Origin of the sequence: Streptomyces sp. NPDC091209 (genome assembly GCF_044757755.1) — a bacterium.
In the GTDB taxonomy this organism is placed as follows: Bacteria; Actinomycetota; Actinomycetes; order Streptomycetales; family Streptomycetaceae; genus Streptomyces.
On sequence record NZ_JBIVVR010000001.1, the window covers coordinates 35459 to 48924 of the forward strand.

The 13466-nt window shown below is 73.2% G+C and carries 12 protein-coding genes; 4 read left to right on the plus strand and 8 right to left on the minus strand.

What is annotated here, in order from left to right; all coding sequences use genetic code 11:
• Positions 1-318 precede the first annotated feature (318 nt).
• The 3 genes from ACIQRL_RS00185 to ACIQRL_RS00195 all read left to right on the plus strand — a co-directional run bounded on the left by ACIQRL_RS00185 (position 319) and on the right by ACIQRL_RS00195 (position 4626).
• Positions 319-1845 carry a S8 family serine peptidase gene (locus tag ACIQRL_RS00185; RefSeq protein WP_401324913.1) on the plus strand — a complete coding sequence of 509 codons (1527 nt, stop codon included), beginning with the start codon at positions 319-321 and terminating at the stop codon, positions 1843-1845.
• A gap of 107 nt (positions 1846-1952) precedes the next feature.
• The gene (locus ACIQRL_RS00190) at positions 1953-3374 is read left to right on the plus strand and encodes a CoA transferase (RefSeq protein WP_401324915.1); all 1422 of its coding nucleotides are present in this window, start codon (positions 1953-1955) and stop codon (positions 3372-3374) included.
• 79 nt (positions 3375-3453) lie between these two features.
• Complete coding sequence (locus ACIQRL_RS00195) at positions 3454-4626, plus strand: CopD family protein (protein WP_401324918.1); 1173 nt, start codon at positions 3454-3456, stop codon at positions 4624-4626.
• Positions 4627-4714: 88 nt separating this feature from the next.
• On the opposite strand, the gene ACIQRL_RS00200 is transcribed toward ACIQRL_RS00195, so the two are convergent.
• The 8 genes from ACIQRL_RS00200 to ACIQRL_RS00235 form a co-directional block, all read right to left on the minus strand.
• Positions 4715-5758, minus strand: a complete 1044-nt coding sequence (locus ACIQRL_RS00200; RefSeq protein WP_401324921.1) for a zinc-dependent alcohol dehydrogenase family protein — start codon at positions 5756-5758, stop codon at positions 4715-4717.
• A gap of 40 nt (positions 5759-5798) precedes the next feature.
• Positions 5799-6476, minus strand: coding sequence for a lysoplasmalogenase (locus ACIQRL_RS00205; protein WP_401324924.1), 678 nt, complete (start codon positions 6474-6476; stop codon positions 5799-5801).
• The gene (locus ACIQRL_RS00210) at positions 6473-7348 is read right to left on the minus strand and encodes a sterol desaturase family protein (protein WP_401324926.1); all 876 of its coding nucleotides are present in this window, start codon (positions 7346-7348) and stop codon (positions 6473-6475) included. The genes ACIQRL_RS00205 and ACIQRL_RS00210 overlap by 4 nt, the downstream gene beginning before the upstream one ends.
• Positions 7349-7512: 164 nt before the next feature.
• A complete protein-coding gene (locus tag ACIQRL_RS00215; protein WP_401324929.1) occupies positions 7513-8223 on the minus strand; it encodes a VIT family protein in 711 nt (236 codons plus the stop codon).
• A gap of 97 nt (positions 8224-8320) precedes the next feature.
• A complete protein-coding gene (locus ACIQRL_RS00220) occupies positions 8321-9571 on the minus strand; it encodes an amidohydrolase family protein (protein ID WP_401324932.1) in 1251 nt (416 codons plus the stop codon).
• Entirely contained in the window at positions 9568-10851 is a 1284-nt protein-coding gene (locus tag ACIQRL_RS00225; protein ID WP_401324935.1) for an amidohydrolase family protein, read from the minus strand. Before ACIQRL_RS00225 ends, ACIQRL_RS00220 begins: the two co-directional genes overlap by 4 nt.
• A gap of 9 nt (positions 10852-10860) precedes the next feature.
• Entirely contained in the window at positions 10861-11745 is an 885-nt protein-coding gene (locus ACIQRL_RS00230; RefSeq protein WP_401324937.1) for an SDR family NAD(P)-dependent oxidoreductase, read from the minus strand.
• Positions 11745-12542 (minus strand): acetoacetate decarboxylase family protein, encoded by a 798-nt coding sequence (locus ACIQRL_RS00235; protein ID WP_401324940.1) that lies wholly within the window; start codon positions 12540-12542, stop codon positions 11745-11747. Before ACIQRL_RS00235 ends, ACIQRL_RS00230 begins: the two co-directional genes overlap by 1 nt.
• A gap of 226 nt (positions 12543-12768) precedes the next feature.
• On the opposite strand from ACIQRL_RS00235, the gene ACIQRL_RS00240 reads away from it, so the two are divergent.
• Positions 12769-13389: a hypothetical protein gene (locus ACIQRL_RS00240; RefSeq protein WP_401324943.1), complete on the plus strand. Its 621-nt coding sequence runs from the start codon at positions 12769-12771 to the stop codon at positions 13387-13389.
• The last annotated feature ends 77 nt before the right edge of the window (positions 13390-13466 follow it).

Sequence of the window (13466 nt, forward strand, 5' to 3'; positions counted from 1 at the left end):
GGTCGGGGCGGGGACGGTTCGGGTGCGGACAGGGGGCGTTGACCTCAGAACGGCGGCATCACGTGACGGATCGCGATGACACGCATCCGTCCTGTGATCTTGTCGGGGGCTCGATCGTCCACGGGCTCCCTGCCCAAGGTCACGGCGCCACGCGTGGACCGGTTCAACTCCCCCGACTTCTTTCGGAAGTCGTGGCCGCAAGTCATTGCTGGCCCGGTCGGCGGGAGGATAGCTTCGGCCTGCACCATTCCGTCATGTACCTGCCCGGGCACCATCCGTGTTCGGGCAGCTCCGTTTTCCGGATGATGTGGAGATCCCATGGCTCATCTGCGTTCCAGACGCCGTCTCGCCCTCGCCGTGCCGGTCGTTCTGTCGCTCACCGCCTCGCTCGGCTTCCTGCCGGGCGCCGCGTCGGCCACACCTCTGACCGCGCCCGCCGCGACGACCGCGGACGGGCCGAACCTCTCGTACGTGGTCAACACGACCACGGACCACCGCACGATCGAGTCGGTGAAGAAGGCGATCGGCGCGGCCGGCGGGAGCGTCGTCATCGCGTACGAGCAGATCGGCGTGATCGTCGTCCACTCCGCGAACCCGGACTTCGGGCGGCAGATCCGGACGGTACGCGGAGTGCAGTCGGCCGGTGCCACGCGCACCTCGGCGCTGACCGCCGCGGGGACGACGGACGAGGGCGCGGTGCAGGTGCTGTCGGCCGCCGAGGCCGCCAAGGTCGCGAAGACCGCCGGGGCGGGCGAGGAACCCCTGGAGGCCGATCAGTGGGATCTGCGCGCGATAGGCGCCGACAAGGCGGCCGCCGTCGATCCGGGCAGCAAGAAGGTCACCGTCGCCGTGATCGACGTCGGCGTCGACGACACCCACCCGGACATCGCGCCCAACTTCTCCGCCTCGCAGTCCGCGAACTGTGTGGGCGGCAAGCCGGACACGACGTACGGCGCCTGGCGCCCGGTGGACGCGGACCACTACCACGGCACGCATGTCGCGGGGGAGATAGCCGCGGCCCGCAACGGCATCGGCGTCGCGGGGGTCGCGCCCGGCGTGAAGGTCGCGGGCATCACGGTGGCCGAGCCCGACTCCACCCAGTTGTTCTACCCGGAGAGCGTCGTGTGCGCCTTCGTGTTCGCCGCCGACCACGGTGTCGAGATCACCAACAACAGCTACTACGTCGACCCTTGGCTGTACAACTGCGTCGACGACCCCGACCAGAAGGCCATCGTCGACGCCGTCAACCGGGCCCAGCTCTACGCCCAGCGGAAGGGCACGCTGAACATCGCCGCGGCGGGCAACTCCAACGACGACCTCGACTCCAACGCGCTGACCGACGCGTCGAGCCCCGACGACTCGACCGCCACGACGCGCACGGTCGACCCGCACAAGTGCTTCGACGTACCCACCCAGTTGCCCGGTGTCGTCACGGTCGCCTCGACCGGCGTCAAGGGCGCCAAGTCCTACTTCTCCAGCTACGGCGACGGCGTCATCGATGTCGCGGCGCCCGGCGGCGACCGGTACCAGATCCCGGACACGCCGTCGCAGAACGGCCGCATCCTCTCGACGCTGCCGAACAACACGTACGGCTGGCTCCAGGGCACCTCGATGGCGACGCCGCACGTCGCCGGCGTGGCCGCGCTGCTGAAGTCCAAGTACCCCTGGGCGACGCCGGCTCAGCTCCAGATCCTGCTCAAGGCCCAGGCGGACAACCCGGGTTGCCCGACGGACCCGTACGACGGGAACGGCGACGGCGTCGTCGACGCGACCTGCGTGGGCGGCAAGCGGGTGAACGGCTTCTACGGATTCGGGATCGTCAACGCCCTGCGGGCGGTCAAGTAGCGCCTGCCGAAAGCCCCGTGGCCCCGGTCGTCCTGTGCGGCGACCGGGGCCGCGCCGTCGCCGGGGCGCCTTCCCTATTGATCGCGTCCACGCTGCATAGTGCGGCTATGACGCATTCACCGATGGCCGTTGTGTGGGAGGAACTGGGCGGAGACCCGGCGCTGCTCCCCGGGGTTTCGACCGTGGGGCGCGCGGGCGCGCTGGAAGCCCGGCTGCCCGTACGCGCGTTGGCGCGGGCCTGCGTGGGCGCCTGTGCGCTGGCGGCCGCCGAGCTGGGGGCCCGGCGGTCCGGGCTCGCGCGACTGCCGCGGGTGAACGTGGACGACGGCGCTGTCGCCACGGCCTTCGTCAGCGAACGGCACCTGCGGATCGACGGACGCGCACCGGTCAACTTCGCCCCGCTGTCCCGGTTCTGGCGGACCGAGGACGGCTGGGTGCGCACGCACGCGAACTATCCGCACCACCGGGCACGGCTGCTGGACGCCTTGGGGGCGGCGGGCGACGCGACCGTCGAGGACGTGGCCGGGGTGCTCGCCGGGCGGTCCGCGCGGGAGATCGAGGAGACGGTGTACGCCGCCGGCGGGCTCGCCGTCGCGCTGCGCACGACGAAGGAGTGGGCCGCGCACGAGCAGGCTCTCGCCCTGGCGGAGCGGCCGTTGATCGAGCGGGACCGGACCGCCGAGCGGGTCGGATCGGCCACCCCGGGCGCACGGGCCCTCGCCCCGCTGCCCGACGCGGGTCCGCTGCTGCCCGCCGCCGGGGTGCGCGTCCTCGACCTGACGCGGGTCATCGCGGGCCCGGTCGCCACCCGTACGCTCGCCCTGCTGGGCGCCGACGTGCTGCGCGTGGACGGCCCTCGACTGCCCGAGGACCCGGACGCGCACGCGGACACGGGCTTCGGGAAGCGCTCGACGGTGCTGGACCTGGTGGCCGGCCGGCGCGCCTTCGAGGAACTGCTGGCGACGGCGGACGTCGTCGTCACCGGGTACCGGCCCGGCGCCCTGGACCGCTTCGGGCTCTCCCCCGAGGCGCTGGCCGAGCGCCGTCCCGGCCTCGTCGTCGCCCAGGTGTCCGCATGGGGCGCGTACGGGCCCTGGGGCGGGCGGCGGGGCTTCGACAGTCTGGTGCAGGTCGCCACCGGGATCGCGGTGACGGAAGGGTCGCCGGAGCGGCCCGGCGCGCTGCCGGCGCAGGCCCTCGACCACGGCACCGGGTATCTGCTGGCGGCGGCCGTCCTGCGCGCGCTGACCGAACGGGAGGAGCACGGCCACGGGTCCGTCGTACGGCTGGCGCTGGCACGCACGGCGATGTGGCTGACGGACGGGATCGGCCGGGAGGAGGCGCCGGGCGCGGTGCCGGATCCCGCGGCGGGAGAACCGTACGACCGCCCCGACGCCTGGCTGTCCGAGCGGAACAGCCCCCTCGGCCGCCTCGGCCACGCCCTGCCCCCGGTCTCGTTCACGGGCGGCCCCACCGACTGGTCGCGCCCCCCGGGCCCCTGGGGGACGGACGGCGCGCGGTGGGCGTGAGCCTCGCGCTCTCGTCCTCGAACACCGTACGGGTTACGGTGACTTGCCCGGATCCGTGACCGCTGACGAGGTTCGTGGGGTGACGTTGATACGACCGACGGCCGGGGCGGCGGACACGAGCGGGGCGGCGCGGCGGCGGGCCACCCGCCGGGCCGTCGCCGTCCTCGCCCTGGTGGCCGTCGCGGTCCTGATCCCCTCGCTCGGCCCGCGCGCCGCGCTCACCGGCACGGGAGAGGCCGCGGCACCCGGCGTGGGCGGGATCGCCCTGCTGCGGACGGTGCTGTTCGCGGCGCTCTGCGTTCCCGTGGGGGAACTGTTCGCGGCCCGGCTGGCGCGCCGGGTGCCCGGCGCGCCGCCGGCGCCGCGGAGCTGGGCGGCGCCCGCGGCCGCCACCGGGTTCCTCGTCGCGCTGGGCCTGGCCTCCGTCGTGGCGACGGGCAATCTGCTGCCGCGTCACCTCGCCGACCTGGACATCGGCGGCCTGTACCGGATCCGGGACGGCCGGCTGGCGCTCCTGGAGGTCAACGCGTTCGCGGTGGCCTGGCTCTGCGCCCGCTCGCGCCGGCCCGCCGCCCAGGTGGGGCCGTTGGCCCTGGTGCTCCTCGCGGAGGCGCTGCGCGCGCATCCCGCGCCGGAGCACGACGCGCTGGTCGGCTCCGCCCTGACCCTCGTTCATCTGACCTGCGCGGCCCTGTGGGCGGGCGGTCTGCTGCAGGTTCTACGGCTGCTGCGCTGCTGGCGTGCCGCGGAGGGCGCACCCACCGGGGCGGGAGCGGTCGAGCCCACGGGCCAAGGAAGGACCGCGACCACCGGGCCGACTGCGGCTGCGGCTGCGGCTGCGGCTGCGGCTACCGGGCCAGGGACAGGCCTGACCACCGGGCCGGAGGCGGCCGGGGGTTCACGGGGCGGGGGTTCACGGGCCGGGGTCGCGCTACTCGGTCTCTACGCGCGCGTGGCGGCCGTCCTGTTCGCCGCGATCACCGCCTCGGGCATCTGGAGCGCGCTGCGCCGCATGCCGCCCGGCACGATCCTGGACCAGCTCACGTCGACGGCGTACGGGCGCACCCTGCTCGCGAAGGTGATCCTCGTGGCCGCCGTCGCCGCACTGGCCCTCCGGGCGCGGCTGCGGCTGCGTCGCGCGAAGGATCCGCTCGGCGCCTGCTCCCCGGCGCGCGCGGAGGTCGTGGCGCTGGGCGTGGTCGTCGCGGTGTCGGGCCTGCTGACGGCGCTCCCGCTGCCCATCCGGTGGTGAACCGCGGGACGGGCGGCGGGAGCGGGTGGCGGGACGGCGCGGCAGGAGTCGGGCGGCCGACCGTGAGCCCCTGGGTACCGCCCCGGCGTCAGTTGGTGACGAGGACCTTCAGCGCGGTCCGCTCGTCCATCGCCTTGTAGCCCTCGGGCACGCTCTCCAGGCCGATGGTCATGTCGAAGACCGGCGACGGGTCGATCGTGCCGTCGAGGACGTCGGGCAGCAGCTCGGGGATGTACGCGCGGACCGGGGCGACCCCGCCGCGCAGGGCGATGTTCCGGTCGAACATGACGCCCAGGTCGAGTCCCGTACCGCTGCCGTGGGGCACTCCGACGAAGCCGATCGCGCCGCCGTCGCGGGTGATGTTCACGGCCGTGCTCATGGACTGCTCGGTGCCGACCGCCTCGACGACGCACATCGCGCCCTGGCCCCGGGTCAGCTCGCGGACGGCCTCGACGGCCGCCTCGCCGCGCTCGGCGACGACGTCCGTGGCGCCGAAGCGGCGCGCTATGTCGGTGCGCACCTGGTGGCGGCCGAGCGCGATGATCCGATCGGCGCCGAGCCGCTTGGCGGCGAGCACGGCGCACAGTCCGACGGCGCCGTCCCCGACGACGGCGACGGTCGAGCCCTTGCGGACCCCGGCGCCGACGGCCGCGTGGTGGCCGGTGCCGAGGACGTCGGAGAGTGTCAGCAGCGCGGACAGCAGGTGGTCGTCGGAGGCCGCCTCCTTGGGCAGCTGTACGAGGGTGCCGTCGGCGAAGGGAACCCGCACGGCCTCGCCCTGGCCGCCGTCGTAGCCGACCGCGCCCCAGAAGCCGCCGTGCCGGCACGAGGTCGTGAGTCCGTCGCGGCAGTACTCGCACACGCCGTCGGACCACATGAAGGGCGCCACGACCAGGTCCCCGCGCCTGACGCCTGTCACCGCGGAGCCCGTCTCCTCGACGATGCCGAGGAACTCGTGCCCGATCCGCTGGCCCGCCTGCCGCTCCGCCTCGCCGCGGTACGCCCACAGGTCGCTGCCGCAGATGCAGGAGCGCAGCACGCGGACGACCGCGTCGGTGGGCAGTTGCACCATGGGCTCGGGAACGTCCTCCACGCGCATGTCGAACGGGGCGTGGATGGTGGTGGCGCGCATGGTGAGGATCCCTCTCGTGCGGGGCGTGGGTGAGATGCGCTCAGGGGGTGGTCGAGCGCATCTCACCGTACGCCGCCACGAGCGCGCGTCGCGCGGCGAGGGGGCCCAGGACGCCTCGGACCAGCAGAAACTGGGCCACGACGTACGTGAGCATGATCCAGAAGGCCGCCTTCGGAAGCTGCGGCCAGTCGGCCACGCCGGTGGCGATGAGCGTGTCCGAGAGCATGAAGAGAGCACCCCCGAGCGCCGCGACGGGCCCGAGCCGTGTGGCCCCGTACGCCATCGCGGTCAGCAGCACGCTGTAGCCCGCGACGGGGACGCGCAGGCCGGCCGGCAGACCGGGCCACAGGAGGACGACGAGGGCGACCAGGACGGTCGCGTACGCGCCGAGGAGCCGTGCGCTTCGCACGCGTGCGGTTCCGCGGAAGAGCACGAGGTAGCACACGTGCCCCGCCGCGAAGGAGGCCATGCCGAGGAGGAAGGCGGGGTCGGCGTCCGACATGAGCGCCAGGTCGCCGCACCAGCCAAGGAGCAGGGCCGTGACGAGGAGCCGGGGTGCGCCGCGTACGGCCGCGTACGCGGCGAGCAGCGGCATCAGGAGCGGCTTGGCGACCTGGTGCCCGAGGTCGGATCCGGCGAGCAGCGAGAGGAGGTCCACGGCCGCCGCCAGCGTGAAACAGACGAGCAGGACGCGCGCGGAACGCGGGCTCGGGCTCACGCGACGGACTCCGTGACCGGGGTCGGCGCGGTGGCGGCCGGGGGCGCGGGCTGCCAGCCGGGGCCGCCGAGGATCCGTCCGGCGCGCTCGCGCCAGTTCGCCGCCGCCCTGACGTCCCGGGCGATGGCGGTGTACTCGTGGGTGGCCACGCGCAGCGGGTTGTACGTGGTGATGTTCTTCGTGAGCCCGTAGACGGGCCGTTCGGTCTCCGCGACCCACGATCCGAACATCCGGTCCCAGACGATGAGGATGCCGCCGAAGTTGCGGTCCAGGTAGCCACCCTGGGAGGCGTGGTGGACGCGGTGGTGGGAGGGCGTGTTGAAGGCGGACTCGAACCATCGGGGCATCTTGTCGATGCGTTCGGTGTGGATCCAGAACTGGTAGACGAGGCTCACCGACGAGCAGAACGCGAGCGCGGCCGGGTGCACCCCGAGGGCGACCATCGGGAGGTAGAAGGGCCACGAGGTCCAGCCCGTCCAGGGCTGGCGCAGCGCGGTGGTGAGGTTGAACTTCCTGCTGGAATGGTGCACGACGTGACAGGCCCACAGGACGCGGATCACATGGTGGCCGCGGTGGGACCAGTAGTAGAAGAAGTCCTGCGCGAGCAGCATCAGCGGGATCGTCCACCACAGGACCGGTACCCGCAGCGGGGTCAGCGCGTAGACCGCCGTGTAGACCGCGACGATCGGGGTCTTCCACAGGAAGTCGAAGAACAGGCTGCCGAGTCCCATGCCGAGACTGGTCGCGGCGTCCTTCGTCTCGTATCCCGCGGCGTCGTCGTCCGGATGGATCCGGACGCTCACCATCTCGATCACGGCGAGCAGGACGAAGGCGGGTATCGACAGGAGCACGACGTCGGGCAGGTTCGGCATGGGTGCACCGTAGATGCGCTGGTCGGCTGCGTACAGAGTCTGTTACCGAGAAGTATTACCGCCGGTAGGCGCTTGTCTCCCGGTGCTCTCCGGCAAGGACGGTTCCCCGCGCCCGGCCTTGCGGCCGTACACCCGCCGGTACGGCCGCGCACGCGCCGGTACGCTCATACGCCCGTCGCTCCGAGCAGGGCTCCGGCCGCGTACGTCACCGCCATGGCGATTGCTCCCCCGGCCGTGTTCCGCAGCACCGCGCGCCGCGGGTCCGCCGAGCCCAGCCGTGCGCTGCTCCAGCCGGTGAGGGCGAGCGCGGCCAGCACGGAGACCACGGTGACGCCGAGCCGCCAGGCCTCCGGCGGGAGCACGATCGCCAGCAGCGGCAGCAGCGCTCCGGCGGTGAACGCGAGGAAACTCGCCCAGGCCGCGTGCCACGGGTTGGTCAGGTCGTCGGGGTCGATGCCGAGTTCCTCGGACGCGTGGGCCCGCAGGGCGTCCCGCTCGGTGAGCTGTCCGGCCGCCTCGCGTGCCACCTCCCGCGACAGGCCGCGCTGCTCCAACAGCTCGGTCAGCTCCTCCAGTTCGGCCTCCGGCTGTTCCTTGAGCTCCCGCTTCTCCATGGCCAGGGCCGCCAGTTCCGAGTCCCGCTGGGTGGAGACGGAGACGTATTCGCCCGCCGCCATGGACATCGACCCGGCGAGCAGTCCCGCGAGGCCCGCGGTGAACAGTGCCGCGCGGTCACTGGTCGCGCCGGCCACGCCCACGACGAGCCCCGCGGTGGAGACGATGCCGTCGTTGGCGCCCAGGACGGCGGCCCGCAGCCAGTTCAGCCGCGAGCCGAGGGTGCCGCCGTGGGCCTCGTCGTGCGTCGGTTGCGTCACACCGGGAGGATCGCACCCCGGGGCCGGGGCGCGCCGCACCGACCCGGTGGTGCCCCGGTCCGTACGGGCCGAGGAGCCCCCGGGGTGACGGCGGCGCTCACCACACGCGCACCGAGCCTCCTCTCGCGAACGCCGGGCTCGTCGCGTCGGCGGGCGGAGTGCCGAGCGGTTCGGCGATCTCGGCCACCGTGGGGCCGACCTTCGCGGCGATCTCGTCGAGATACTCCAGGTCGAAGCCGTAGACGCGGGCCGCGTTGCCGCCGACCATGGCGGCGATCTCGGCCCGGGGCAGGCCCGCGTAGGCGATGCGCAGGCCCTCGCGGGTGTAGGGATGGGTGCCTTCGTCGTGCGGGTAGTCGCTCCCCCACATGATCTTGTCGAGGCCGATGCGGTCGCGCAGCGGCACCTCGTGGGGGCGCATGAAACTGGCCCCGACGAAGCAGTTGTCGCGCCAGACCTCGGAGGGGCGCTCGCCCATCGTCGCGGCCAGCCCCGCGCCGAACTTCGACTCGGCCGTCGACGCCTTCGACGCGGTCGACGCCTTGCCGGCCGCCGCGACCAGGCGCCCGTGGTAGTAGTCCAGCATGTCGAGCACCCCGGGGATCCAGCCCGAGCCCTGCTCGGTCAGCACCAGTCTCAGACCGGGGTTGCGGCGGAACGCGCCGCCGAACACCAGGTGCCACAGTGCCCGGTGCGAGAACCAGGTCGTCTCCACCATGTAGACCGCGCGGGCCGCCGGTTCGTCCCCGAGCGGCGGCGAGGCGGAGCCCGCGTGGTGGTTCACCGGGACGCCCAGTTCGGCGCAGGCCGCCCAGATCGGGTCGTACGCCGACGAGTACAGCTCGGGCAGGCCCGAGCCCGGGGGTGCGCCGGGCAGCAGCAGACCGCCCCTGAGACCCGCGCCCGCCGACCGGTGGATCTCCTCGACCGCCGCGTCGACGTCGTTCAGGAGGATCTGGAAGACGCCCGCGCGCCGGCCGGGCGCCGCCGCGCAGAAGTCGGCGAGCCAGCGGTTGTGGGCCCGCAGACCCGCCCACCGCTGCTCGAACTCCCCTGCCGTCGGGGCCGGTGCCATCAGGGAGGCCGACGGGAAGAACGGCGGGATGGTGTTCGGGAAGACCACCTCCGCGACGATGCCGTCCTCCTCCAGCTCCGCGACGCGCCGCCCTGAGTTCCAGTTCCGGTCGGCGGTGTCGGCGAGCAGGTCCTCGTACGGGTTGACGTATCCGGCCGCCCAGGCGTCGAAGTCCTCGTGGTAGCGGCGCTCCAAGTACGGCTTGTAGTCGAGGAGATCGGCGCCCGCGTGGCAGTCGGCGGAGATGACGGTGTAGCGGTCCTCGGCGCTCATGGGCTCACTCCGAGCACGGGGAAGTCGTGGTCCGTCAGCCAGTGCCGGCCCACCTCGCGCGAGCGCGCCCAGGACGCCTCGACCGCCGACTGGTCCTCCGGCTGGCCCAGTTCGGCGGGGGTGGGGCCGATCCGCCGGGCGAGCGGGGCCAGTCGACCGACGTCGAAGCCGAACACCTCGGCCGCCGCGAGGCCGAGCATGCGGCGGGTCTCCGTCACCGGGATGTCGTGGAAGGTCTTCGCCAGCCACGCCCGGGTGTCGGGCCAGGTGCCCTCGGGGTGCGGGAAGTCGCTGCCCCAGAGGATGTTGTCGACGCCGATCTCGTAGCGCTGGGCGAGTTCGCGGCGCTTGGTGTTGGTCGCGCAGATGAAGACCTGCCGGTCCAGGTACTCGTGCGGGGGCCGCTTCAGCTCGGCGAACGGGGACAGCTTCTTGCCGCCGTGCGCGCCGAGATAGAGACGGTCCATGAACCACAGCAGGTTGGGCAGCCACCAGCAGCCCGACTCGGCGACGCCGAAACGGAGTCCGGGATGCCGCTCGAAGACCCCCGACCAGAGAAGGAACCAGAGGGGACGCGCGGGCCACCAGGTGACTTCGGAGACGTAGATTCCCAGGTGGTCGCCGTACTCGTGGCGCGGCGCCGCGCCGGAGTGGGTGAGCACGGGCATCGCGCACTCGGCGGCCGCCGCCCACACGGGGTCGTAACGGCGGTCGTGGTAGGGCGCCTTGTCGACCCACATGGAGGGGATCATCAGGGCGCCGAGGCCCGACTCCTTGGCGCGGTGCACCTCGGCGACGACCCGTCCGGTCTCGCCGGTGACCGGCAACAGGGCGACCCCGCAGTGCCGTTCGGGATGCTCGGAGACGAAGTCGGCGAGCCAGCGGTTGTGGGCCTGGGCTCCCGCCATGCCGAGTTCCGGGTCCTGGTCTCCGGAGAGGCCGAGGCCGACGCCGAAGGGCGCCGCGGTCCGGCTGTCCACGGCGTCCGCGTCGGGGAAGACGACCTCGGCCGCCACCCCGTCGCCGTCCAGTTCCTTGAGGCGCTGCGCGGTGTCCCAACCGCCGCGCAGACCCTCCTCGTTGTCGTGGAACCACTTGTCCGCGAACGCCTCGTTGCGGACGCCCAGGCGCGTCATCTCCTCGCGGCGCCGGTCACGGCCCGCGAGGAACTCGTCGAAGTCCCGGTGGAATCGGGAGTCCAGATAGGGCCGGTACTCCTCGGTGGGGAGTCCGGCGTGGCAGTCGGAGGAGATGATCAGATACGGGTCCTGTTCGGTCACCGCGCCCCCTCAGTCGAGGATGAAACTTTCCAGGTACGACGGATCGGCCCGGTCGAGCATCGACTGCGACCGGGCCCGGATCTGCCGGTCGCTGTGCTCGCTCTCGGGCAGCAGCCAGAAGCGGTCCGCGCGGATGCCCTCGGCGACCAGGTCGGCGACCTGTTCGACGGGGGTGAACCGCACGTCGTGGCCCGCCTCCTTCATCGCGGCCTCCCACTGTCCGAGGCTGCGGTACGGGGTCCTGCGGGGCCGCTCCTTCGCGTACCGCGCGGGCCGGTTGCGGTGCGACTCCCACAGGCCCGTGCGGAGCATGTGGGGCCCGGGGAACAGCACGGAGGCGCCCACGCGCGCGTGCTCCGCCTTCAGATGCGCGTACAGCGACTCGGTCATCGTCACCACGGCCGCCTTGGTGACGGCGTACACGGAGGCGGTGGGCAGCGGGGCGATCCCGCCGTCGCCGGACGAGGTGTTGACGACGTGGCCCGGTTCGCCCGCGGCGATCATCCGGGGCACGAACGCCTGGATGCCGTGGAAGACGCCCCACACGTTGACGGCGAAGGCCCACTTCCAGTCGTTCGGGTCGTGCTCCCACATCCGTCCCTCGGCGCCGGAGCCGACACCGGCGTTGTTGCACAGGACGTGCACCGCGCCGTACGTGCCGTACACGTCCTCGGCGAGCGCGACGACCTCGGAGCGCTCGCCGACGTCCACCACGCGCGCGTGGACGTCGGCGCCGTCCTCGCGCAGCTCCCCGGCGGCCTTCTCCAGGGCGCCCTCCTCGACGTCGGCGAGCACCACCTTCAGCCCCTCGGCCGCGAAGCGTCGTGCCATGGCGAGCCCGATGCCGCTCGCCGCGCCGGTGACCACGGCGACCTGTCCCGCGCGCAGTTCCATCAGACGCTCCCCTCGGGCGGACCGTCGAGAATCTGCTGCGGATCGTCGTAGCGCTGGTGGATGTAGGGCAACAGGGCCCGGCCGCTGACGCGTTCGGCGACCCGGCCCGTCTGGTCGCTGGTCTTCTCGCCGATGGTGATCTCCACCAGCCGGCGTACGGGCAGATCGGCGACCGGGTCGTACATCGACTCGCGCAGGACGACGTCCCCGGTGACGCGCTCCAGTCTGCGGACCTTCTCGTTGCGCACGCAGTGCACGAGGACCGGGTCGGCGTCGAAGCCCGAACCGTCCACCGCGGGAAGGAACTTGAAGTAGAAGTCGGTCTTCCGCGCCGGTTCCGGCAGCGGCAGGGCCCCGCTCACCGCGCCGCGTACCTCGACGAAGGCGATGCCGTGGCGGGCGAGCACGCCGCGCACGACGAGTCCGTCGCGCTCGACCGTCACCTCGCCGAGCTTCTTGGGCTCCCCGAAGACCTCGCGGCCGCCGATCAGGGCCCGTTCGTGGGTCATCGGCATGACGAGCGGATACCAGCCCTCGACGTCCTGGTGCGCGGCGGCGACGGCGAACGAGCCGGCGCCCAGCGGGTATCCGGGCAGATCGACCTTGCTGATGTTCACCCGCACCAAAGGCCGTGCGGTGGGTTTCAGCGGGGGCGGCAGGACCGCCGCGACCGCGTCCGGGTCGCTCTCCCAGACGGCCACCACACCGGTGGACCAGATGTCGGGGAGTCTGGAGCTCGCGGTGCGCGAAGCGGCGATCTCCGCCTCGGTCCGTGCGCCGTACCTCACTCGTGCCATGTCCGTACCGCCCTTCGTAGGCGCTACCTGCTGGGGCGCGCAGCACGCTTGCACCGCACGGGCGAAAGGTCCATAGCCGTGCGCCGACCGGACGCCCGGGTCCGGAACCTGAGCGGACGGACCGGCTTCCCCGGTCCCAGGAATATTCGACGGCCCCGCGGACCGACGCCTCCCTGGACCCGGTTTCCGCGGCGGCTCCGCGAAACCGGGCGCCGACCGCACCCCTATGCGCCTGTTCCGCAGCGTCCCGGCCTCGGTGCCCGACGACACCTTCCAGTTCTACGTCGACCGGGTCTTCACCCTGCCGCCGCAGGACCGGGACGATGTGAAGCTGCTGCCGGCGCACGCGCCCACCACGTCGGAACGGCTGCCCGCGGACGTCCCCGTCCGCGAGACGAAGGCCCTGGTGCTCGGGAGTCTCCCGCTGGACCGGCGCACGCGCGCGGCCGTGCGCCCGCCGCTCGCCGCGCACCTCACCACGGCGACCGACGTGCTGCGGCTGCTCGCCACCGGGCGTACGCCCCTGTGGGACCTGGCTGTGTGGCACGCGGCGGCCCGTACGGACGAGGTCGCGGTGGTCCGGCGGGCGGCGTCGGACGACGAACCGTGGCACTACGCGCGCGGGGAGGGCGGGACGGACGTGCCCTTCGCCGCCCGGGTCCGCGCTCTGGAGCTCCCGGAGCGGCGGCACCCGGCCGAGGACCCGGACGGGCTCGCCGCAGGGGGGCCGCGAAGAGGCATGTGCTGCTCGCCCTGGTGCACGGGGGCGTCGCCCCGCAGGGCGCGAGCGGATCCGTGTACCGGCTGCCGCCCGGCCCGGTCGACGGCCGCGGTCCGACCGCCCTGACGGCGGGGGACCTGATGGCGGCGCTGGGCTGAGCGCGTCAACGCCGGGCCCGCCGCGCCCGGTTGCGGGGCTCGCGC